The 20,981-nt window shown below is 64.7% G+C and carries 20 protein-coding genes; 10 read left to right on the forward strand and 10 right to left on the reverse strand.

Annotated elements, in window-relative coordinates:
• Positions 1 to 4: 4 nt before the first annotated feature.
• From NKJ78_RS13905 to NKJ78_RS13920, 4 genes are all read right to left on the reverse strand, one after another.
• Positions 5 to 1,084, reverse strand: a complete 1,080-nt coding sequence (locus tag NKJ78_RS13905; protein ID WP_023701533.1) for an ATP-binding protein — start codon at positions 1,082 to 1,084, stop codon at positions 5 to 7.
• A 19-nt stretch (positions 1,085 to 1,103) separates the two neighbouring features.
• On the reverse strand, positions 1,104 to 2,537 hold the full coding sequence (locus NKJ78_RS13910) for a DUF5691 domain-containing protein (RefSeq protein ID WP_352460790.1): 1,434 nt from the start codon (positions 2,535 to 2,537) through the stop codon (positions 1,104 to 1,106).
• The gene (locus tag NKJ78_RS13915) at positions 2,534 to 3,937 is read right to left on the reverse strand and encodes an SWIM zinc finger family protein (protein ID WP_023709952.1); all 1,404 of its coding nucleotides are present in this window, start codon (positions 3,935 to 3,937) and stop codon (positions 2,534 to 2,536) included. The genes NKJ78_RS13910 and NKJ78_RS13915 overlap by 4 nt, the downstream gene beginning before the upstream one ends.
• A gap of 98 nt (positions 3,938 to 4,035) precedes the next feature.
• Positions 4,036 to 4,575 (reverse strand): Lrp/AsnC family transcriptional regulator, encoded by a 540-nt coding sequence (locus NKJ78_RS13920; RefSeq protein WP_023687041.1) that lies wholly within the window; start codon positions 4,573 to 4,575, stop codon positions 4,036 to 4,038.
• Positions 4,576 to 4,623: 48 nt separating this feature from the next.
• Here NKJ78_RS13920 and NKJ78_RS13925 point away from each other — a divergent pair, with 48 nt between their 5' ends.
• Together NKJ78_RS13925 and NKJ78_RS13930 are read left to right on the forward strand one after the other, a co-directional pair.
• Positions 4,624 to 5,802, forward strand: coding sequence for an MFS transporter (locus tag NKJ78_RS13925; protein WP_352460789.1), 1,179 nt, complete (start codon positions 4,624 to 4,626; stop codon positions 5,800 to 5,802).
• Between the two features lie 60 nt (positions 5,803 to 5,862).
• Positions 5,863 to 6,282 (forward strand): GNAT family N-acetyltransferase, encoded by a 420-nt coding sequence (locus NKJ78_RS13930; protein ID WP_023668583.1) that lies wholly within the window; start codon positions 5,863 to 5,865, stop codon positions 6,280 to 6,282.
• On the opposite strand, the gene NKJ78_RS13935 is transcribed toward NKJ78_RS13930, so the two are convergent.
• The gene (locus NKJ78_RS13935) at positions 6,279 to 7,394 is read right to left on the reverse strand and encodes an anhydro-N-acetylmuramic acid kinase (RefSeq protein ID WP_352460788.1); all 1,116 of its coding nucleotides are present in this window, start codon (positions 7,392 to 7,394) and stop codon (positions 6,279 to 6,281) included. The genes NKJ78_RS13930 and NKJ78_RS13935 overlap by 4 nt on opposite strands.
• Positions 7,395 to 7,608: 214 nt before the next feature.
• Here NKJ78_RS13935 and NKJ78_RS13940 point away from each other — a divergent pair, with 214 nt between their 5' ends.
• The 5 genes from NKJ78_RS13940 (at position 7,609) to NKJ78_RS13960 (ending at position 12,371) form a co-directional block, all read left to right on the forward strand.
• Positions 7,609 to 8,292, forward strand: coding sequence for an SDR family NAD(P)-dependent oxidoreductase (locus tag NKJ78_RS13940; protein WP_352460787.1), 684 nt, complete (start codon positions 7,609 to 7,611; stop codon positions 8,290 to 8,292).
• Between the two features lie 172 nt (positions 8,293 to 8,464).
• Positions 8,465 to 9,319: a MetQ/NlpA family lipoprotein gene (locus NKJ78_RS13945; RefSeq protein ID WP_352562479.1), complete on the forward strand. Its 855-nt coding sequence runs from the start codon at positions 8,465 to 8,467 to the stop codon at positions 9,317 to 9,319.
• Positions 9,320 to 9,402: 83 nt separating this feature from the next.
• Positions 9,403 to 10,491: a methionine ABC transporter ATP-binding protein gene (locus NKJ78_RS13950; protein ID WP_023687042.1), complete on the forward strand. Its 1,089-nt coding sequence runs from the start codon at positions 9,403 to 9,405 to the stop codon at positions 10,489 to 10,491.
• Entirely contained in the window at positions 10,472 to 11,128 is a 657-nt protein-coding gene (locus NKJ78_RS13955; protein WP_023668578.1) for a methionine ABC transporter permease, read from the forward strand. Before NKJ78_RS13950 ends, NKJ78_RS13955 begins: the two co-directional genes overlap by 20 nt.
• A gap of 136 nt (positions 11,129 to 11,264) precedes the next feature.
• A complete protein-coding gene (locus NKJ78_RS13960) occupies positions 11,265 to 12,371 on the forward strand; it encodes an isopenicillin N synthase family dioxygenase (RefSeq protein WP_023704826.1) in 1,107 nt (368 codons plus the stop codon).
• Positions 12,372 to 12,531: 160 nt separating this feature from the next.
• Here NKJ78_RS13960 and fba read toward each other — a convergent pair whose 3' ends face one another.
• The 3 genes from fba to mtnK all read right to left on the reverse strand — a co-directional run bounded on the left by fba (position 12,532) and on the right by mtnK (position 16,271).
• A complete protein-coding gene (gene fba, locus NKJ78_RS13965; RefSeq protein WP_023687044.1) occupies positions 12,532 to 13,596 on the reverse strand; it encodes a class II fructose-bisphosphate aldolase in 1,065 nt (354 codons plus the stop codon).
• Positions 13,597 to 13,911: 315 nt separating this feature from the next.
• Complete coding sequence (gene mtnA / locus NKJ78_RS13970) at positions 13,912 to 15,006, reverse strand: S-methyl-5-thioribose-1-phosphate isomerase (protein WP_023668575.1); 1,095 nt, start codon at positions 15,004 to 15,006, stop codon at positions 13,912 to 13,914.
• The gene (gene mtnK, locus NKJ78_RS13975; RefSeq protein ID WP_023704828.1) at positions 15,003 to 16,271 is read right to left on the reverse strand and encodes an S-methyl-5-thioribose kinase; all 1,269 of its coding nucleotides are present in this window, start codon (positions 16,269 to 16,271) and stop codon (positions 15,003 to 15,005) included. Before mtnK ends, mtnA begins: the two co-directional genes overlap by 4 nt.
• A gap of 136 nt (positions 16,272 to 16,407) precedes the next feature.
• Between mtnK and NKJ78_RS13980 the strand changes: the two genes are divergently transcribed.
• From NKJ78_RS13980 to NKJ78_RS13990, 3 genes are all read left to right on the forward strand, one after another.
• Positions 16,408 to 17,919, forward strand: coding sequence for a sugar ABC transporter ATP-binding protein (locus NKJ78_RS13980; protein ID WP_023738420.1), 1,512 nt, complete (start codon positions 16,408 to 16,410; stop codon positions 17,917 to 17,919).
• Positions 17,920 to 17,993: 74 nt separating this feature from the next.
• A complete protein-coding gene (locus NKJ78_RS13985; RefSeq protein WP_023668572.1) occupies positions 17,994 to 18,989 on the forward strand; it encodes an ABC transporter permease in 996 nt (331 codons plus the stop codon).
• Positions 18,990 to 19,035: 46 nt separating this feature from the next.
• Positions 19,036 to 20,088, forward strand: coding sequence for a substrate-binding domain-containing protein (locus NKJ78_RS13990; protein ID WP_023692173.1), 1,053 nt, complete (start codon positions 19,036 to 19,038; stop codon positions 20,086 to 20,088).
• 69 nt (positions 20,089 to 20,157) lie between these two features.
• Here NKJ78_RS13990 and NKJ78_RS13995 read toward each other — a convergent pair whose 3' ends face one another.
• Positions 20,158 to 20,346 carry a type II toxin-antitoxin system RelE/ParE family toxin gene (locus NKJ78_RS13995; RefSeq protein ID WP_348524242.1) on the reverse strand — a complete coding sequence of 63 codons (189 nt, stop codon included), beginning with the start codon at positions 20,344 to 20,346 and terminating at the stop codon, positions 20,158 to 20,160.
• A 90-nt stretch (positions 20,347 to 20,436) separates the two neighbouring features.
• Positions 20,437 to 20,697 carry a ribbon-helix-helix domain-containing protein gene (locus NKJ78_RS14000; RefSeq protein ID WP_023738422.1) on the reverse strand — a complete coding sequence of 87 codons (261 nt, stop codon included), beginning with the start codon at positions 20,695 to 20,697 and terminating at the stop codon, positions 20,437 to 20,439.
• Between the last annotated feature and the right edge of the window lie 284 nt (positions 20,698 to 20,981).

Below are 20,981 nucleotides of genomic sequence, written 5' to 3' on the forward strand. Positions count from 1 at the left end.
GACCTCAGATCGCTGCGTTCAGCGCCGCGTAATAGCCGGCATAGTCCGGCCGCTTCTTGAGCACCGTTTCGAGATATTCCTCCAGCACCACCTTGTCCTGCACCGGGTCCTTGACGATGGCGCCGACAAGGCTGGCGGCGAGGCCTTCGGCGCCGAGCTTGCCGCTGTCGAACCACGCCGCCTGGCTGAGGCCGCCGACCATGGTGGCGATCGCCTCGGCGGTCGAGAGCGAACCCGAAGGCGTCTTCAGCGTCACCTTGCCGTCGGCGGTTGCGCCCGAGCGCAGCTCGCGGAAAATGGTCAACACTCGAGCGATCTCCTCGCCGACATTTTTCGGCACCGGCAGGTCGAGCCCGCCGGCCATCTCGTCGACCCGCTTGGAGACGATCGCCACCTCTTCCGCCATGTCCTCGGGCAGCGGCAGCACCACCACATTGAAGCGGCGTTTCAGCGCCGAGGACAGCTCGTTGACGCCCTTGTCGCGGTTGTTTGCGGTGGCGATGATGTTGAAGCCGCGCTGGGCATAGAGCGACGTGTTGAGTTCCGGGATCGGCATCATCTTTTCCGACAGCACGGTGATCAGCGTATCCTGTACATCGGAGCCCATGCGCGTCAACTCTTCCAGGCGGCATAGCTTGCCGCTCTCCATGGCGCGGTAGAGCGGCGTCGGCACCAGCGCCTCCTGGCTCGGCCCTTTGGCCAAAAGCTGCGCATAGTTCCAGCCGTAGCGGATCTGGTTCTCGTCGGTGCCGGCCGTGCACTGCACGATCAGCGTCGAGTTGCCCATGATGGCGGCGGCCAGATGTTCCGACACCCAGGACTTGGCGGTGCCGGGAACGCCGAGCAACAGCAGCGCGCGGTCGGTAGCGAGTGTCGCCACCGCGGTTTCCATCAGCCGGCGGCGGCCAACATATTTCGGCGATATCACGGTGCCGTCGCTTGCCTTGCCGCCGAGCAGATAGGTCAGCACGGCCTTCGGCGACAGGCTCCATCCGGCCGGCTTCTGGCGTTCGTCATTGCGCGCCAGCGCCTGCAGTTCAGCGGCATAGGCCTGCTCGACAGGGAGGCGGATGGCTGCGTTCATGGTGCTGTTCTCCGGATTGTCATGTGTTGGTTCCCGTCAGGGCCGCGTTGAGGCGCAGGAAAGCGAGCGAGGCTGCCGCCGGCGGCATGCCAGCCGCAACGACATGCTCGATCAATTTTTCCGCTGTCGCCGCAGTGGCCAGAAAGCCCATCGTTTCCAGCAGGTCGTCGGCGGTTCGCTTCATAGCGTCATCATCGCGGGCGACAGCCGAACGCAATGCCGCCAAGCCCTGGCCGTTCGTCAGGTCGGGCCATTCCAGCCAGTTGGCTTCGAAGCCCTCGGCAAGGGTGAGCGCGCCAATATACTGCGGCGTATCTTTCAGGATCAGTCTGACCAGGACACGCTTCCTGCGGCTATCCAGGCGCGGTGTCAGGTGCAGCACGAATAGTGCCGGCTTGCCTCCCCCGGCGACTAGTGTGTCGGCCATCTGCGTTACGGCAGCGTCGCTGCCCGACGCTGCGACCATTCGTGAGATCTGGATGTCCGCATTTTTGTCGGCACCGAATTGCCAGGCTGCAATGAAATCGGGTTCGCTGACCCCAAATCGGGAAGCGAGGTCGACCAGGTTGCAGGTCTCGAACAATTCGGCGCGGCGCTTTTCCTGCGCCGGCGATTTGAGCTTTGCCGGCGTGTAGGTGGTGCGGCGGCGGATGAAGCCGGATTTGCCTTCTGCGATGAAGGCCGCAAGTTCGGCAACGGGATCGTCGGCACCGCCACCAACACGACCGTGCTCGCCCAACCTCGCCAGCAGCCGGCTCGCCAGTTCCTGCACCTTGCCGGAGCGGTCAGTGGCCAGGCTTTTCAGGAACGGCGCGTCCGTGGGCGTCAGGTTGAAATGCATGAGTTCGATGAGCGCCAGCCGGACTTCAGCCGGCTCGCCCGTCGCCTTGGCTTCCATCAGGCTGCGGGCCGTGGCCGGATCGCGACGGCGCATCTCGGCCAACGCGATACGGCGCGCGGCGGGGTAAAAGTCATCCCAGTTCTGCGCCGTCAGCTGCTCCTGCGGGGCAATCTTCAGCCCCTCGACGCTGGCCTGCCAGTCGATCCACGGCGCATAGATGTCAGGGCTGTTCTGGTCTGATGCCGACGGCATCCAGTCCATCGGATGCAGCACGTAGCCGCGGCTGGCGACGAGCGTCGCGACGCGCGACTTGCGCCGCGCATCGGCGGCGTTCTTCAGGGCCGCCCGCAACAGCGGCCGCAACCGCTCCGGCAGCAGTGGCAGGCCAAGCCTCGGCAGCGGCGGGCGCCGCTTCAGCGTCTTCGGCGCCGACGGCCGCAGGCCGACATCGAGCGCCTGCGCCGCGATCGCCAGCAGACGTCGCTCCCGTTCGTCCGGGCTTGCGCCACGCGCGATCTCCTTCCATGCGGTTGGCGCCAGATCGAACGCGGTTCCGCCGGTGATCCAGCAGTCGCGCATCGTCGCCAGGCCGGTTAGTTCGAGCTCGTTCATGACAGATCGAGCCTCCCGAAGCCGCTTTGCGCGGCCAGCAGATCGAGCCGCGCGCCGTTCCAAAGCGCTGCCGTGGCCGCGAGGTCGAGGCCAAGCACGGTCTGATCGACGGTCCCGCTAACAGGCAGGGCGATCCCTTGCGGGTCGTGCGCCGCTTGCCACCAGGCGGTGCCGCGCTCATCGAGCAGGATCGCGCCGGCAGGCAGCATCAGCGGGCTATCGGTCGACCAGGGCGCTGCGTCCTGGTGCGCCGCATGCGCCGCGAGCGGGTCCTTGACAGCGTCGAGGCCGAAATCCGGCCAGGCGCCCGACACGACGTCGCCCTTGCGCTCCGCCACCAAGGCCCGCAGTGGCTGGCGCGACGGGTAGAATACCAGGCGGGCGTGGAACCGGTCACCGGGCGTGAACGCCGCCGAGCGGCGGCCGGCCGAAGCCGGAAAGAAATCGAGCAGCAGCCCAAACTGCGGCGTCGGGCTTTTCAGATCGAGCAGCCAGGTCGAATGGCTGACGAGACCGTCGCGGCGGGTCTCGATCTTCTCGCCGACGACCTCCCAATGGCTGTCGACCTGCTTCGCGTCGGGACTGGACAGAACCTGGTCGCGGGTTTCGGACGCCGACACCAGTCGCTTCAGCTCGGGATCGTCGGGCGCCGAGCGCCAGGCTTTGGCCAGCAGCACCAGCTTGCCGAGTTCGCGGATCGCCGCGTCCGGCCGTTCCTCGCTGCGCAGCGCCATTAGCCGGGCCGGGATTTCGTCGATGCGTCCGGCAAGCGCCGTCGCCTTCATGTCGACAAGCCGCGCGGCAATGCGGCGGCAGCGCTCGCTGCTGGCGTCGGCAAAGGCGGAAAGGCCGAGCCGCAGCTGGTCGGCAATCCACTGGTCGAGTTCGTCCAGCGCGCCTGCCACCGCGGTGCGCGTATCTTCCGCCCGCTTGCGCTGCGCCGTCTCGCGGCGCTCCGTCGCGGCGGCGTCATCGACGGTGCTTTCCTCCGCCTGCGAGGCCTCGCCAATGCTCTTGCCAGACGCGCCCCTGCCAGGCTTTGCGTCGACCGGCGGGGGCGCAGTCTTCCTGCGCCGGCCAAGCCAGTCATTGACCCATTCCGGCGTTGTTTCGGCTGATGTGAAGCTGGCCGGCGCCGTGGCGGCGATCCACATCAGCGCCAGCGTGTGCTTGCAGGGAAATTTTCGCGACGGGCAGGTGCATTTGTAGCCGTGGTCGCCGGTGTCGACGACGGTGCGATAGGGGTTGGATCCCGAGCCCTGGCATTCGCCCCAGATCAGCGCCTGCTGCTCGTTCTTCTCCAGCCGCGGCCAGTTCGAGCGCTTGGTGAGCTTCGAGGCGGCGCTTAGCGACGCCTGATCGGGGGCCAGCGCCTCGATGGTTTTCAGTTCGAATTCCAAGCCGCGCCTCTCGTCACCCCAAATCAATGCCTGGCATCAATATAGGGTGCCGTTTGTGAAGGATTGTTGTGGCCCCGGCAAGACGAAGATAGCGCAGATCAGTACAACGGCGTGGCCATATGCCGGGGCGTCGGCCATTGCGCCGTGATCTCGGGCTGCACCGGGCGCTCGAGATAGGTCGACAGCACGACATAGCTTCGCGTCGAGGTGACGCCGGGCGTTTCGTAGAGACGCGCCAGCAGGCCTTCGAGCGCCCTGGTGTCCTCGGTGCGGACCTTCAGAAGCATGCAGGTGTCGCCGGCCACCGAATGGATTTCCTCGACCTCAGGATATTGGGAGACGGCCATCAGCTCCGGTGTCTTGCCCCAGCCCTTGGTATCGATATGCACGAAGGTGAGCAGCGGCTTCTTCACCGCCTTCGGGTCGATGATCACAGCGGTGCCGCGGATGGCGCCGCTGCGCCGCAGGCGCTTGACCCGCTCATGCGCCGCAGGCGGCGAAAGGCAGACGCGTTCGCCAAGTTCGGCGTAGCTGATCGTCGCATCCTCGACCAGCACGCCTAATATTTTTCGGTCGATTGCGTCGAGCTCGCGGGGAGCTACCTTGTTCTGCAGAACCCCATCTGTTTCTTCGTCCATATCGAAATTCCTTGTTGTCGCGGAATTCAGTTCGGCCATTATGACCCGATGACGAACGCGCATCAAGCTGCAACGCTCCATCAGCCGATCCCGGCGCTGGCCTACCTCCTGACCGGCTGCATCGCCGTCATGGGCTCGAACTCGCTGGTCCTGGGTCCAATTGCTCCGGCAGTCGCCGCATCCTTCGGCACCAGCGTGCCGGCGGTGATGGCCGCGTCGGCTGCCTTCGGTCTCGGCACTTCCGCCAGCGCTTTGTTCCTCGCCCGCTATATCGACGGCGTCGGCGCCCGCCGCATGCTGCAGGGCGCTCTGCTGTTGCTGGCGGTCGGGCTTCTCGCCAGCGCGCTGGCGCCGACGGTGATCATGCTGGTCGCGGCCCAGGCCGTCGCCGGCATCGCCGCCGGCGTCGCCATGCCGGCCATCTATGCCAGTGCAGCGGCAATTGCGCCGCCCGGCCGCGAAAGCGGCACGATCGGCGTCGTGCTGACCGGCTGGACGGTCTCCATGGTGGCCGGCGTGTCGCTGTCGGCCGTGCTTGCCGATCTCGTGCACTGGCGCGCCGTCTTCGCCGCCGTCGCGGTGCTTTCCGCCATTGCGCTTGCTGCCTTGTCGATGACCTCGCTCAGCGACGTCAGGAAGAGCGGCCCGGCGCCGTCGCCGTTCGTTGCGCTGGCCATTCCGGGGATCGTGCCGCTGCTCATCGCCTGCACCGCCTTCATGACCGCTTTTTACGGCGTGTACGGCTATCTCGGCGATCATCTGCACCAGGATCTGGGCGAGCCCGTCAGCGCCAATGCGCTGGCCGCGCTCGCCTATGGCGCCGGCTTCGGCGCCGCGGCCTTCCTCGACGGCGTCATCGACCGCATCGGCGCGCGGCGCGTCATGCCCTTCGCCTATCTGCTGGTCGCCGTCGTCTATGTCGCCATCGCGCTCGCAAGCAGTAATTTCGTGCTGATCCTGGCTATGATCGCCATATGGGGCCTTGCCAATCATTTCGGCCTGAACGTGCTGGTGATGCGCCTTACCGCGCTCGATCCGTCGCGCCGTGGCACCATCATGGGCCTGAACAGTTCGGTCACCTACCTCGCCGTCTTCATCGGCACCACCAGCTTCGGGCCGCTTTATTCATCGTTCGGCTTTGCCATCTGCGCGATCGTCGCCGCCGTGCTGATGCTGGTTGCGGCAGCAGCGGGGTCATGGCGGTCGCCTCCGCCCATCAAGCCGTAAAGCTTGCGTCCTCATCCCGTCCTTCGCTAGAGCTTGGCTTGCCATGCGAGCCCCGCCCGGATGAAGACGACGCTTGAAACCACTGCCGACCCCTCGTCAGACGACCTCGCCTTCCTGGCCGAGCGGCTGACGGCGTTCAATGACGGCGATGTCGGCCCCTCCGGCCGCAAGCCGATCGCGGTCTTCGTTCGTGACGAGCACGGCGCTGTCGTCGCCGGCATTTCGGGATACACCGCCTGGGGCTGGCTCTATGTGCAATGGCTGTGGGTCGACGAACGCCTGCGCGGCCAGCATATGGCCGGCGACATGCTGGACGCTGCCGAGCGCGAAGCAGTCGCCCGGGGCTGCCAGAACGCCTGGATCGACACGTTCAATCCGACAGCGGCCAAAGTCTATGAGCGGCAAGGCTACCGGCGTTTCGGCGAGCTGCCTGACTTTCCCATCGGCCGCAGCCGCATCTTCCTGCAGAAGAAGCTCTAACCTGCCAGCCGCCCGCCTTGCATCGGCCGCGGCACGCCGGTGGTGCTGGGAAAGCTGATCGGCAGGCCGCGCAGCACGCGCACGGCAAGGAAGGCAAAGCATTCGGCCTCCACCGCATCGCCTTTCCAGCCCAGTGTCTCGGCCTGCACCACCTCGACGTTGGCGCGCCTCGCCAGCATCGCCATCATCGTCGGGTTGCGGCGGCCGCCGCCACTGACCGCTAGGCGCTTCGGCCGGCGCGGCAACAAATCGAGCGCCTTGCCGACGGCCGAGACGGTGAAGGCCGTCAGCGTCGCCGCCCCATCCTCTGCGCTGAGGCCGTCGGCCATGGCGGCGCCGAAGTCGAAACGGTCGAGCGATTTCGGATAGGGCTTGGTCAGATACGGATGCTGGAGCAATTTGGCCAGCCGCGCTTCATCGACGGTGCCGGCCGCGCCCAGTGCGCCGTCGCGGTCCATCTCGCCGAGGCCGTTTGCCTTGATGAAATCGTTGAGCGGCGCGTTGGCCGGGCCAGTGTCGAAGGCGACGATGTTGTCCTTGCCGTCCCACCAAGTGACGTTGCCGACACCGCCGAGATTGAGCACAGCGGTGTCCCCGCTGGCGTCGGCTTCCCTCAAAAGCGCCGCGTGGTAGGCAGCCGCCAGCGGTGCGCCCTGGCCGCCGGCGCGCACATCGTCCGAGCGGAAATCATAGGCGACCTTGGCGCCCAAAATGGAATGCATCAGCGCGCCATCGCCCAACTGGCGCGTATCGCCGCGCCGCCCGGGTTGCGGGGCACGATGCAGCACGGTTTGGCCGTGAAAACCGACCACGCCGATATCGCCCATGGTCAGGCCGTAGCTTTCGACAAGGTCCTTCACCGCCGCCGACTGCGCCCGCGTCAGCGCCTCCTCGGCTTCGGCAAAGATCGCCGGCTCCGGCCCGTCGAAATTCCACACCCGGGCCTGACGCAGCGTCTCCTCCAGCAAGGCACGGATCGCTGCGGGGTAGGGGGCCAGCGTATAGGTGCCGAAATCGGCGATCCGCTCTCCATCGGTCTTGATCAGCGCCACGTCGATATTGCCGTCAAGCACGGTGCCGGTCATCAGGCCGACGGCCCAGATTGGTTCCACGGTCGACTCCCTTGCGACACCGTTTGCGATTCCAACGCAATCACCTGTCGGACGGATTGTCTCGCCAGGCAAGACCCTGGCCGCGGTCGATTGCTCCGAACCTGCCGGCAGAGTTTTTCACCGAACAGCGAAAATCGAGCAACGCCGTTCTTGCCTCTTGCCGTTCAAGACGCCAGCTATGGAACAAGCACATCAATCGCCAGGGAGAAACGGCATGGCATCCGAAGTCGCAGTGATCGCGGGCGCGGGCGCGGGCCTGAGCGGCTCGCTGGCCCGTCTTCTCACCAAGGAAGGCTTCCGCGTGGTGCTGGCCGCCCGCAACACGGCCAAGCTCGCGGCGCTGGTCGGGGAAACCGGCGCACTGGCCGTCGAAACCGACGTCGCCGACCCGGCCTCCGTCGCCGGCCTGTTCGACACCGCCGACAAGCAAGGTCCGCTGGCGCTTGCGGTCTTCAACGCCAGCGGCCGCACGCGCGGCCCGATCGCCGAGGTCGAACCCGATGCGGTCAAACAGGCGCTGCTGGTTGGCGCCTATGGCGGCTTCCTGGTCGGCCAGCAGGCGGCGCGGCGGCTGCTTTCGCGCGGCTCCGGCTCGATCCTGTTCACCGGCGCTTCGGCCAGCACCAAGGGCTTTCCCAACTCCGCCGGCTTTGCCATGCCGAAATTCGGCCTGCGCGGTCTGGCTCAGTCGATGGCGCGCGAACTCTTCCCGAAGAACATCCATGTCGCCCATTTCATTATCGACGGCCAGATCGAGCCGGTCGGGACGAAGCCCGAGCGACCGGACAGCCAGCTGTCGCCCGATGCGATCGCGCAGACCTATCTCGCGACCCATCGCCAGCATCGCAGCGCCTGGAGCTTCGAGGTCGAGCTGCGGCCCTTTGTCGAGACATTCTGACCGGTCCGGCGTGACCGTTCTCGCAATTGCGAAATCTTTGAGAGAATATTCCCGGCTTCGTGTTTGAGAAGAAATGCGGTTCTTTGATCCGGCAAGCAGCATTGCCGATGATGTCGTCAAGGCTTGGTATTCCACCTCGCCGCAATGACTTCAGGATTACGAGGGATCGACAATGTCCGAACGCGGAAACGCTTCCAGCTCTCTTCTTTTTTCAGCCATCAGCCGGCGAGCTGCCCTTGCGGCACTTTTTGCCTCGGCCGTCACGCTTGCCGGTCTGGCTCAGCCGACGCCGTCCTTCGCCGAGGACAAGAAGTCTATCAAGGTCGGCATCATCAGCGGCGAGGATGAGGATGTCTGGCGCGTCGTCGTCGCCCAGGCCGCCGAAAAAGGCCTGACCGTCGACACCGTGGTGTTCAACGACTACACCCAGCCCAACGAGGCGCTCGAGCGCGGCGAGATCGACGCCAACGCCTTCCAGCACCAGCCCTATCTCGACAACCAGATCAAGACCCAAGGGTACCACATCGTGCGCGTCGGCTACACCGGCGTCTGGCCGATCGGCCTCTACTCCAAGAAATACACCAAGGTTGCCGACCTGCCCGAAGGCGCCGTCATCGGCCTGCCCAACGACCCCTCGAATGAGGGTCGCGCGTTGCGCGTTCTGCAGAACGAAGGCGTGATCAAGCTGAAGGACGGCACCGGCATCCTGGCGACTACCGCCGACATTGCCGAGAACCCTAAGAAGGTCGTCATCAAGGAACTGGATGCCGGCATTGTCGGGCGTTCGGTCGAGGATCTCGATGCGGCCGTCGTCAACACCGACTGGGCGCTGAAGAGCGGTCTCGGCCCGGATAACCGCATCGCCCAGGAGCCGGTGGCCGACAACCCCTACCGCAACTTCATCGCCGTCAAATCCGGCAACGAGAACGAGGGCTGGGTAAAGACGCTGGTCGCGTCCTACCAGAACGAGAAGGTCAAGGCCGAGTTCGACAAGGTCTACAAGGGCACCGGGATCAGCGCCTATTGATCGGCGCCTGGTTGTCAGGAGCAGGCGACCCGCTGTTGAGCGGGCCGCCGTCGCATTTGTCGAGCGTCGAAACGGACAGTGAGATGAACCAGCACGTCACGGCCGAAGCATCCGGTCCGGTCAATATATCGGCCGGGCAGGAAGATGTCGTACGCCTGGTCGACCTCAAGCGCCGCTTCGGCGCGACACCTGCGCTCGACGGCGTCTCGCTGACGGTGCGCAAGGGCGAGATCCTCGGCATCATCGGCCGCAGCGGCGCCGGCAAGTCGACGCTGATCCGCTGCCTCAACGGGCTGGAGCGGCCGGACTCCGGCGACGTCTTCATCGAGGGCCGCGAGATCGGCCGGCTCGGCGAGCGTGAATTGCAGCCGCTGCGGCGTCGCATCGGCATGATCTTCCAGCACTTCAATCTGCTGTCGGCCAAGACCGTGGAGGACAATGTCGCGCTGCCGCTGAAGATCGAGGGCCGCCCAAAGGCCGAACGGCTGGCGCGCGCCGCCGAATTGCTCGACCTCGTCGGCCTGTCGGAGAAGGCGAAGGCCTATCCGTCCTCGCTGTCGGGCGGCCAGAAGCAGCGCGTCGGCATCGCCAGGGCGCTGGCCGCGCGGCCGGCGCTGCTGCTGTCCGACGAGGCGACCTCAGCGCTCGATCCGGAGACGACGCGCTCCATCCTGGCCTTGCTGAAAGACATCAACCGGCAGCTCGGCCTCACCATCCTGCTCATCACCCACGAGATGGAGGTGATCCGCTCGATCGCCGACCGCGTCGCGGTGATCGATGCCGGGCGCATCGTCGAACAAGGCCCGGTGTGGTCGGTCTTTGCCGAGCCGCGTTCCGAAATCACCAGGAGCCTGCTCGGCGGCATCCGCCCGCAACTGCCGGCCGAGATTGCCGGCCGGCTTGCTCCCGGAGGCGGCGCCGAGCTCATCCTCAGGGTCGACGTCGCCGGTGAGGCCGCGCGCGGTCCGCTGCTGTCCGATCTTGCGGTGGCCGTGCCGGGACGGTTCCGCCTCGTCCATGGTGGCATCGACCATGTCCAGCAGCAGCCGGTCGGCACGCTGTTCCTTGCGGTCGCGGGCAACGATCCGAAACATCTGTCCAAAGTAATCGCATTCCTGAAGGCCCGCGACGCACGGGTGGAGGTGCTTGGCCATGTCGCCGGTTCTGTTTGAACTTCTGCTGCGCTCGATCTGGGAGACGGTCCTGATGACGGCGGCATCGGGCCTTATCTCGCTCGTCTTCGGGCTGCCGCTCGGCCTGGCATTGATTGCCACCGAGCGCGGCGGCATTGCCGAAAGCCTGTGGGTGAACCGCGCGCTCGGCGCCGTCATCAACGGCTTCCGCTCGGTGCCTTTCATCATCCTTCTGGTGGCGCTGATCCCGGTGACGCGGCTGATCGTCGGCACCTCGATCGGCACCTGGGCGGCGATCGTGCCGTTGTCGATTGCGGCGACGCCCTACTATGCCCGCATCGCCGAAGTGTCGCTGCGCGAGGTCGATCGCGGCCTGATCGAGGCGGCACGCGCCATGGGCGGCAATCGCTGGACGATCATCCGCGAGGTGCTGGTGCCCGAAGCATTGCCCGGCATCGTCGCCGGTTTCACGGTGACGCTGGTAACGCTGATCGGCGCCTCGGCCATGGCCGGCGCCATCGGTGCCGGCGGGCTTGGCGACCTCGCCATCCGCTACGGCTACCAGCGTTTTGAGACCAGCGTCATGGTCGCCGTGGTCATTGTGCTGATCATCCTCGTTTGCGGCATCCAGTGGGTCGGCGACCGGCTGGTCGCCAGGCTGGACCGGCGCGGATGAGCGCCACGAACGTTATTTGCCGGCAGGCTGCCAAACGCAGCGCCGGCTTTCTCTATCGGCGCCGAGATTGGATTGCGCGTTGCTTTGATCGGACCGGCCTGCGTGCCACCGTGACAGCGGAACAAGGAGCTTGACCATGCCCAGGATCGTACCCGTGCTTGATCTCGGCCGCCTCGAGCAGGGCGCTTCGGAACGGCGAACGTTTCTCTTCGACCTGCGCACGGCCGCGCGCGATGTCGGCTTCTTCTATTTGACCGGCCACGGCATATCGGCTGCGGATACCGCAGAAGTGCTCGACGCGTCGCGCCGCTTCTTTGCCCTGCCGGAAGCCGACAAACTGGCAATTGAAATGGTCAAGTCCTCGCAGTTCCGCGGCTACACGCGCGCCGGCGGCGAGCTGACCAAAGGCAAGGCCGACTGGCGCGAACAGCTCGACATCGGCGTCGAACGCGCGGCCATCGAACAAGGCCCCGGCGTGCCCGCCTGGACGCGGCTGCAAGGGCCCAACCAGTGGCCGGCCACGCTGCCCGAGCTGAAGCCGGCGCTGCTCGCATGGCAGGCCAAGGCGACCGCGGTGGCGATCCGGCTGCTTAGGGCCTTCGCTTTGTCGCTCGACCAGGCCGAGGACGCCTTCGATCCGATCTACCGGGCCGAGCCCAACCATCGCATGAAGATCGTGCGCTACCCCGGCCGCGACGCCACCGGCGACAACCAGGGCGTCGGCGCGCACAAGGATGGCGGTTTCCTGACGCTTCTGCTGCAGGACGAGAACAAGGGGCTGCAGGTCGAATATGACGGCGCCTGGGTCGACGTCGATCCGCTGCCCGACACGCTGGTGGTCAACATCGGCGAACTGCTCGAACTGGCGTCGAACGGCTATCTCCGGGCGACAGTCCACCGTGTGGTGACACCGCCGGCCGGCGTCGAGCGCGTCTCGGTCCCGTTCTTCTTCAGCGCCCGGCTCGACGCCACGATTCCGCTGCTCGACCTGCCCGAGGATGTAGCGGCCGAGGCGCGGGGGCCGGCCAGCGATCCCGACAACCCGCTGTTTCGCAATGTCGGCACCAATGTGCTGAAGAGCCGCCTGCGCTCGCATCCCGACGTGGCGCGCCGGCACTATGCCGATCTTCTGGAAACCGACGCCTCACCGGCTGAAATCTTTCAAAACGAGAACGAAATTTCCGAATCTCGCGTTGTTTTAGAAAGCCGTTCGTCGCCATATGCGGCGAATACGCGCATATAGGAATTATCGTTCGGCGGTTTCCTCCCATTCCACCGAGCGGTGTTCCCCTCTGAAGGTTCTTGACCTTCTTTTGGCCGGGCCGCTTTCGCGCCCGGCCTTTTTTATGTCAATAGCTCTTCTTTCTTCCCCACAAGGGAGAAGGAAGAGGCGCCAGGGGACTTCACCCAAACTTCGGATCAAGGCTCCCCGACTTGTAGCGCTTGGCCATCTCGGCCACCGGCAGCGGCTTGATCTTCTGCGCGTTGCCGGCGGTGCCGAACTGCTCGAAGCGCTCCTTGCACAGCTTGCGCATCGCAGCCATGGCCGGCGTCAAATATTTGCGCGGATCGAACTCCGACGGGTTTTCGGTAAGCACCTTGCGGATGGCGCCGGTCAGCGCCATGCGGTTGTCGGTGTCGATGTTGATCTTGCGCACGCCGTGCTTGATGCCGCGCTGGATCTCTTCCACCGGCACGCCCCAGGTCGGCTTCATCTGGCCGCCATATCTATTGATGATTTCCTGCAGGTCCTCGGGCACTGAGGACGAGCCGTGCATCACCAGATGCATGTTGGGCAGGCGGCGGTGGATTTCCTCGATGACGTTCATCGCCAGCACCGCGCCGTCTGGCTTGCGCGAAAATTTGTAGGCGCCGTGGCTGGTGCCCATGGCGACTGCCAGCGCATCGACATGGGTGTCCTTGACGAACTCGACCGCCTGTTCCGGATCGGTCAAGAGCTGGTCGTGGCTGATGGCGCCTTCGACGCCGTGGCCGTCCTCCTGCTCGCCGCCGCCGCTCTCAAGCGAACCGAGCACACCGATCTCGCCTTCCACCGACACGCCGCCCCAATGCGCCATGTCGACGACGCGCCGGGTGATGCCGGAATTGTAGGCATAGTCGGCCGGCGTCTTGCCGTCCTCTTTCAGCGAGCCGTCCATCATGACAGAGGTGAAGCCGTACTGGATGGCGGTGACGCAGGTGGCTTCGTTGTTGCCGTGGTCGAGATGCATGCAGACCGGAATGTCGGGGTGGATTTCGACCAGCGCGTCGATCAGCTTGGCCAGCACCACATCATTGGCGTAGGCGCGGGCGCCGCGGCTGGCCTGCAGGATGACCGGCGACTTGGTCTCCTCGGCCGCCTCCATGATGGCGAGGCCCTGTTCCATATTGTTCATGTTGAAAGCGGGTACGCCGTAGCCGTACTCGGCGGCGTGATCGAGCAATTGTCTCAGTGTTATGCGAGCCACCCAATAGTCTCCCGTATCTGGTTTCAAGCGCAACGTCGCGGGCCGGCCGATTGCCGGCCTAGATGCTTCTGGCCGGATTTCGCCAGAACCGCAACCGTCAGCGGCCATCGAGGCCGCAATTCTTGTTGCAGGGCTGAAATCCGGTAGCCAGCCGGTGAGGCGCTAATCTCCCCCATTGAGGGGGAGATGGCCGGCAGGCCAGAGGGGGTCGGTTCGACTGGAGCGCTAGCATCATCTGTCGGTGCTGGGAGGTCGCGTCAGGACGCGCCGACCCCTCTGTCGCCTTTGGCGACATCTCCCCCTCAAGGGGGGAGATTATCCGCGTTCGGGGAACATCGCCTTCAACCCTTCGCGCGAAGCCTTGGCCACACCGCGCTCGGTGATCAGCCCCGTCACCAGCCGTGCCGGCGTCACATCGAACGCCGGATTGGCCGCCGGCGTCGCTTCGGGCGAAACCCGAACCTGCGCGATCTTGCCGTCCGCCGTCTTGCCCCAGACCAGCGACACCTCGTCACCGGAGCGTTCCTCGATCGGGATTTCGGTGAGGCCATCACCCACTGTCCAGTCGATGGTCGGCGAGGGCAGAGCGACGTAGAAGGGCACCTCATTATCGGAGGCGGCGAGCGCCTTGAGATAGGTGCCGATCTTGTTGCAGACGTCGCCATTGGCCGTGGTGCGGTCGGTGCCCACGATCACCATGTCGACCGCGCCACGCTGCATCAGATGGCCGCCGGCATTGTCGACGATCAGCGTGTGCGGCACGCCGTGGCCGGCCATCTCCCAGGCGGTCAGCTGGGCGCCCTGGTTGCGCGGGCGCGTCTCGTCGACATAGACATGGACCGGAATGCCGGCCTCGACGGCGAGATAGATCGGCGACGTGGCGGTGCCGTAATCGACCGTCGCCAGCCAACCGGCGTTGCAATGGGTGAGGATGTTGACCGGCTCGCCCGGCTTCTTGCGTGCCGCGATCTCCTTGATGATGGCAAGCCCGTTCTCGCCGATGGCGCGATTGAGATCGACATCCTCGTCGGCGATTTCCGCGGCGCGCTTATAGGCCGCCTCCGCGCGCTGTCCCAATACGATCGGCCTGAGGAACCGCCGCATCTCGTCCAGTGCCCAGCGTAGATTGATCGCAGTCGGCCGCGTCTTGTGCAGCGTCTCCCAGACCGCGTCGAGCGCTTCGTCAGACGGATCGTCCGCCATCTGGATGGCGACGCCGTAGGCCGCGGTGACGCCGATCAGCGGCGCGCCACGAACCCACATGTCACGGATCGCGGTGGCGATGCCGGCAACGCTCCCGATCGTCTCGACCCGGAACTCGTGCGGCAGCCAGCGCTGGTCGATGATCTCGACCGAACGCTGGTCGTCGCTCAGCCAGATGGTGCGGTAGTGGCGCTCGCCGACGTTCAAATCCTGCTCTCCCGTTCGATCAAAGCGGCCAGATTATTGACCTCGTCCATGCCGTGAATCTGGCGCCGGTTGACGGCGATGTGACGGCCGAATTTCAGCGCCTTGGCCTCGCAGGAGGCTCGCAGATCCTCGTCCTCGATGGTCTCGAAATCGGCATTGTGGGCGAGGCCGAGGATGCGCCGGTGCACCTCGATGCCGGCAAAGCCCAAGAGGTCGGTCCAGATCTGGTGCAGCACATGGTCGAGCGCCTGCTCCGAGGCGAGAATGTCGCCCTGATCCTCGAACAGGCTCTTCTGGTAAAGCATGCCGGTGCGCTCGGTGCGCCATAGATGCGAGAACTCGGCGCGGAACACCGTCCAGGTGTCATTGGTCACCCCGAGCAGATAGGCACGCATGGCGTCACGCTTGCCCTTGTGTTCATGGCCGCGCTGCGAGAAGTAGGACATCCAGAAATTGGCGAGCAGCATGCCGACGTCGAAGGCCATCGGACCGTAGAAGGCGAATTCCGGATCGATCATCCGCGTCTCGGTGTCGGTGACCATGATCGAGCCCGAATGCAGGTCGCCATGCAGCAGCGTCTCGGCATTGGCGGCGAAGATATGCTTCAGCCGCTGCGCTTCGACCTTGAGGTCGCGGTCGGCACGCAGTTCGGCAACCAGGCCGTCCAGTTGCGGCGACGTATGCCGGTTCAGCTTGGCATCGAAATATGGGTCGGAAAACACCAGGTCTTCGGTGATGCCGCAGAGCTCGACATTGTCGGCAAACAGCGCCAGGTCGGCCTTGCGGTCCTTGGTGGGCATGGAGAGATCAGAGCCGCGGAACAAAGTGCGGGCCATGAACAGGCCGATGTCGCGGGCGATATTTGGCAACTCGCGGCCGTCGATCAGGGCGCGGCGCAGGATGATGTGCGGCGGCGCCAGATATTCCATGATGATCAGCGCCTGGGCTTCGTCAAAATGGAGGATCGCCGGCACCGAGCCCGGCGCGCGCGCCTCTTGCCGCGTCAGCGCGTGATACTCGAAGAAGGAGCGTTTGAGCGGCAACGGCCAGCTGTCGCCGACGAGGCGAACATAGGGCAGGGCCTGCTTGACCACGGCCGCACCCGAGCCGCCTTCGACGATGAAGACGAGGTTCAGATTGCCGTCGCCGACCTCGCGCACCTTCCAAGGGCCCTTGCCGATTTTGGCGCACAGCGCTTCGTTCGTACCGAGGCGCGTTGCAAGCGTCTCCACCGACAGTGCTTCAAACGGCAATTTCGCAGTCATCCTCACCCTCCCGCTTGCTCGCTCCAATCATAGTGGAGCGATGGCGGTGAGGCCAAGCTAGGAAGCTGACTGGCAATTGTCAATCGAGTTGACAATTGATGACGTAGCCCATAGCGTCATCTTCAGGGAGGAACGAATGGGCAATGATGCCGTGTTCCGCGTGGACGGGCTGAGGAAATCCTTCGGCCATATCGAGGTGCTTGGCGGCGTCTCGCTCGAACTGCATGCCGGTGAGATTACCGTGCTGATGGGCGCCAACGGCGCCGGCAAGTCCACCCTCGTCAAGATCATCAGCGGCGTCTACGACCATGACGGCGGCATCATGCACCTCGCTGGCGGCAACTTTGTGCCGAACACGCCGGCAGAGGCGATCCGCGCCGGTGTCGTTACCGTGCACCAAAACATCAATGACGGCGTCGTCGCCGATCTCGATGTCGCCACCAATCTGACGCTCGACCGGCTGAGCGGCAAGGGCGCGCCGCTGCTGTTCAACCCCGGCCGGGTGCGCCGCGAAGCCAAAGCGGTGGCCGACCGCATGGGGCTCGCCATCGACCTCAAGGCCCGCATCAGCGACCTGTCGCTGGCCGATCGCCAGATGGTGGCCATCGCGCGCGCCATGGCGCACCAGCCGAAAGTGCTGATCCTCGACGAGCCGACCTCGTCGCTGTCCAGCGCCGAGGCCGACCGGCTGTTTGCGCTGCTCGACCGCTTGCGCGAGCAGGGCGTCGCCATCCTCTACATCTCGCATCGCATGTCGGATATCAGGCGGCTGGCCGACCGCATCGTCTCGATGCGCGATGGCGTCATCTCAGGCGTCTTCGACAGCAAGCCTCTCGACTATGAGGGCGCCGTTAACGCCATGCTCGGCCGCAAGATCCATCTTGACCGCATCGAAGCCAGGAGTTCTGCCGAGCCGATCCTGACCGTCGATGCCTTCCGCATCGCCCCTGGTGCCCGGCCATTCTCGCTGACTCTCGGCGACGGCGAGGTCGTTGCCATTACCGGCCTCGTCGGCGTCGGCAAGACAGCGCTCGCCGAGACGCTGTTCGGCCTGCGCAAGCCGCTGTCCGGTACGATGACTTTATATGGCAAGCCCTATGCGCCTGGGTCGACGGGCGAAGCCATCGCCGCCGGCGTGTTTCTGGTCGCCAAGGACCGTGGCGAAAACGGCATCGTCGGCGGCTTCAACATCCAGGAAAACATCAGCCTGCCCTTCCACAAGCGCATGTCGCGCTTTTCAGTTCTCAAACGCGGCCTTGAACGCACTATTGCCCGCCGGCAGATCGAGGATCTCGGCATCGTCTGCCGCTCGGAGAAGGACGACATGACCACTCTGTCGGGCGGCAACCAGCAGAAGGTGATGGTGGCCCGCTGGATGGCGCAGGACGCCCGATTGTTCATTCTCGACGAACCGTTCCAGGGCGTCGATATCTCCGCCAGGCGCGACATCGCCGCCAAGCTGAGGGCCAGCGCCAATGGCCGCGCCACGCTGCTGTTCGTCACCGAACTCGACGAGGCACTGGAGACGGCCGATCGCATATTGGTGATGTCCGAGCAGACCATCGTCGGCGAACACCGCAACGCCGATGTCGATCTCGACCGTCTGCTGGCCGAAGTCGCGGGCGGGCCGTTGCACAGTGCGGCCTGAGCCACGATGATTGAAGAACTGAGGGTTGGAATGGAGTGCACGGGTTTGAGTTGGGTATTGACGGCGGGCGCTGAATGACGCTGCGCGATTACGCTATCCGCTACGGGTTCATCGTGCTTCTGTTCGGGCTGATCGCGTATTTCGCCATCGCCGCCGACGGGTTCGTCTCGCCGCAAAGTGCCGTCTTCATTTTCCAGTCGGTCGCCATCACCGGCGTGCTGGCGCTGGGCGTCACCGCCACACTGGTTGTCGGCGGCTTCGATCTCTCGATCGGCTCGGTCGCCACATCGGCCATGATGGCGGCTGCCTATGTCATGGTGGTGCTGGAGCAGAACGTTGTCGTCGCTGTCCTCATCTGCCTGCTCATCGGCGCCCTTGTCGGCCTCATCAATGGCTGGCTGATCGTCTATATGCGCGTGCCCGATCTGCTGGCGACGCTCGGCATGATGTTCCTGCTCGTCGGCCTCCAGCGCATCCCGACTGAAGGACGCTCCATCGCCACCGGTATGACAATGCCGGACGGCTCGGTCGCCAACGGCAAATTCTCCGACGCCTTCCTGGCGCTCGGCCGCCACCGCTTCGACTTCTTCATCCCGAACCTCATTCCGGTCTCGGTGGTCGTGCTGATCGTGCTCGCCGTGCTGATCTGGTTCTTCCTCGAATACACACGCTTCGGCCGCATGATGTATGCCGTGGGCAGCAATGAACGGGCCGCCGAACTCGCCGGCGCGCCTGTCAAGGCATACAAAATCTGGGCCTACGTCATTTCAGGAGTTTTTGCCTCGATCGGCGGGATTTTGCTGGCCGCACGGCTTGGACGCGGTGACATCGCGTCGGGTAATAATCTGCTGCTCGATGCGGTTGCCGCGGCGCTGATCGGCTACGCGGTGCTCGGCGCCGCCAAGCCGAACGCCTTCGGCACCGCCATCGGCGCGCTGTTCGTCGGCATCCTGCTGCAAGGCCTGACGATGATGAACGCGCCTTACTACACGCAGGATTTCGTCAAGGGCGTGGTTCTCGTCGTCGCCCTTGTCTTTACCTTCGCCCTTTCCGGCCGGGGCAGGAGATAGAATGGCTGCCGGGACAGTTTTGGGTTCAACAAACGGAGGAAAGAACGTGAACATCACAAGAAGACTTTTGGGGAAGGTCGCGCTCGGATTGGCCGGCGCAACAATGCTGATGCAGGTCCCGGCCTTTGCCGCCGACAAGCCGGCGCCGTTCGACAAGCCCGGCGTCAAGATCGCGCTGGTGCGCTATCTCTCGACCGGCGATTTCTTCCAGGCCTATCTCTCGGGCGTCGAGTCCCAGTCCAAGGCGCTCGGCATCGATCTGCGCGTGCTCGACAGCCGCCAGGACGCCGCCCTTCAATCCGACATGGTCGACCAGGCCATCGCACTCGGCGTGCAGGGCATCATCATCCAGCACGGCCTGACGGAATCGATGAAGGACGCCGCCCAGCGCGCGGTCGATGCCGGCATCAAGGTCGTCGCCTTCGACGTCAATGTCGAAAACCCCAAGATCCCGCAGATCGAACAGTCCGACAAGGACCTTGCGCGCCTGGCGCTCGAGCAGGCGGTCAAGGACAATGGCGAGAGCTGGAACGCCGGCTATGTCTATGTCGCTGGCATCGCGCCGCTCGACCGCCGCAACGAGACCTGGGTCGACGTGAAGAAGAAACATGCCGGCATCAAGGAAGTCGCGATGTTCGGCACGCTCGACAACCCGATCGCCAACTCGGTCGCCAACCAGGCGCGCTCGGTGCTGCAGGCGCATCCCGACATCAATGTGATGTTCGCGCCCTATGACGAGTTCGCCAAGGGTGTGAAGATCGCCGTCGACGAGGCGGGGCTGAACAAGAAGATCAAGATCTACTCCGCCGACATCTCTACCTCGGACATCGCGGCCATGCGCGAGACTGACAGCGCCTGGGCCGCCACCGCCGCCACCAACCCTGCCGTCGTCGGCCAGGTCTCGGTGCGCGCGCTGGCGCAGCTGCTCGCCGGTGAAGATCCCGGCCACAACGTCATCGTGCCGCCGACGCTGATCACCCAGAAGGACCTGATCGACAAGGACATCAAGAACATGGAGGACCTGTCGGCCAAGCTGCCGCAATTCGCCCATGCCGATGTCGCCATGCCGGCCTGGATGCCGAACCCGAACGCGAAGTAGGATCGGTCGTCTGATAGATGCGAAGGGCGGCATGGGCCGCTCTTTTCATTTGATCGTAAGCCTGCCGGCCTACAACCAATGGTCTGGATCGCGCATCCCGTGGACAATCGCCACAGCGATAACACCATCGGGCTGCGGCTCGTAGATGATGATATAACGGCCTTCGACGAGCACGCGGGCCGTTGCGCTTAACTCGGGCCGTGCGCAGCCCATCTTGGGGTGCTGCGCCGCCAGCTCCAGTCTTTCGAAAATGCGCATCAACAGTCTGTCTGCTGCCTTTCATTGTCGGCGGCGATGGTGTGCCAGATGTCTCGCAAATCCTGCGAAGCGCGCGGTGTGAGCCTATAGCTAGCCACGGGCGCGGCGTTCTGCCTTCAGGCTGTCGATGAACTCGGTGGGGTCGACAGCCACCGGCTTGCCGCTGCCCATCCCGTCGGCATAGGCCCGCTTCAAGTGCTGGAGTTCGAGCGTGCGCAATTCCTCGCGCTGCTCCCATAAGCGCAGGGCGTCGCGGACAATCTCGCTGTTGGAAGCATAACCGCCACCTTCGATAGCGCTTTGCAGGCGAGCTATCTGCTGCGCGGTAAGGGATATGGTGAGGGTGCGCATAGGTTCGTTTTTCATACCCACATTATAATGCATCCAACAAGATCTAACAATATCTGTTAGGAATCTGCCCCTGCATCATGACCGCCCGACGCGCACCAGCCACCGCGCCGTCCTCGCCATGCAGGCGTGCAGCACCGGAAGGTTGTGTGCGTCAAGTTCTGCAAAATGGGGCGGCCATGATGCTGGTCATGCGGCTTGACGCAGAGCGAGCTTCTTGTGCTCGCGCAGGTCGTCCATGTTGATGTATCGGTTGGCCTCCATCCAGTTTTCATTGGTCTCGACGG

It is taken from the genome of Mesorhizobium sp. M0037 (assembly GCF_040323635.1).
Lineage (GTDB): Bacteria > Pseudomonadota > Alphaproteobacteria > Rhizobiales > Rhizobiaceae > Mesorhizobium.

Excerpts from the sequence above, each read along its gene's own strand:
- NKJ78_RS13930 (WP_023668583.1), top strand. The coding sequence starts at position 5,863 with ATGAAGACGACGCTTGAAACCACTGCCGACCCCTCGTCAGACGACCTC.
- NKJ78_RS13940 (WP_352460787.1), top strand. The coding sequence starts at position 7,609 with ATGGCATCCGAAGTCGCAGTGATCGCGGGCGCGGGCGCGGGCCTGAGC.
- NKJ78_RS13945 (WP_352562479.1), top strand. The coding sequence starts at position 8,465 with ATGTCCGAACGCGGAAACGCTTCCAGCTCTCTTCTTTTTTCAGCCATC.
- NKJ78_RS13960 (WP_023704826.1), top strand. The coding sequence starts at position 11,265 with ATGCCCAGGATCGTACCCGTGCTTGATCTCGGCCGCCTCGAGCAGGGC.
- NKJ78_RS13925 (WP_352460789.1), top strand. The coding sequence starts at position 4,624 with ATGACGAACGCGCATCAAGCTGCAACGCTCCATCAGCCGATCCCGGCG.
- NKJ78_RS13920 (WP_023687041.1), bottom strand. The coding sequence starts at position 4,575 with ATGGACGAAGAAACAGATGGGGTTCTGCAGAACAAGGTAGCTCCCCGC.
- NKJ78_RS13910 (WP_352460790.1), bottom strand. The coding sequence starts at position 2,537 with ATGAACGAGCTCGAACTAACCGGCCTGGCGACGATGCGCGACTGCTGG.
- NKJ78_RS13950 (WP_023687042.1), top strand. The coding sequence starts at position 9,403 with ATGAACCAGCACGTCACGGCCGAAGCATCCGGTCCGGTCAATATATCG.
- NKJ78_RS13905 (WP_023701533.1), bottom strand. The coding sequence starts at position 1,084 with ATGAACGCAGCCATCCGCCTCCCTGTCGAGCAGGCCTATGCCGCTGAA.
- NKJ78_RS13980 (WP_023738420.1), top strand. The coding sequence starts at position 16,408 with ATGGGCAATGATGCCGTGTTCCGCGTGGACGGGCTGAGGAAATCCTTC.
- NKJ78_RS14000 (WP_023738422.1), bottom strand. The coding sequence starts at position 20,697 with ATGCGCACCCTCACCATATCCCTTACCGCGCAGCAGATAGCTCGCCTG.
- mtnK (WP_023704828.1), bottom strand. The coding sequence starts at position 16,271 with ATGACTGCGAAATTGCCGTTTGAAGCACTGTCGGTGGAGACGCTTGCA.
- NKJ78_RS13955 (WP_023668578.1), top strand. The coding sequence starts at position 10,472 with ATGTCGCCGGTTCTGTTTGAACTTCTGCTGCGCTCGATCTGGGAGACG.
- NKJ78_RS13985 (WP_023668572.1), top strand. The coding sequence starts at position 17,994 with ATGACGCTGCGCGATTACGCTATCCGCTACGGGTTCATCGTGCTTCTG.
- NKJ78_RS13995 (WP_348524242.1), bottom strand. The coding sequence starts at position 20,346 with ATGCGCATTTTCGAAAGACTGGAGCTGGCGGCGCAGCACCCCAAGATG.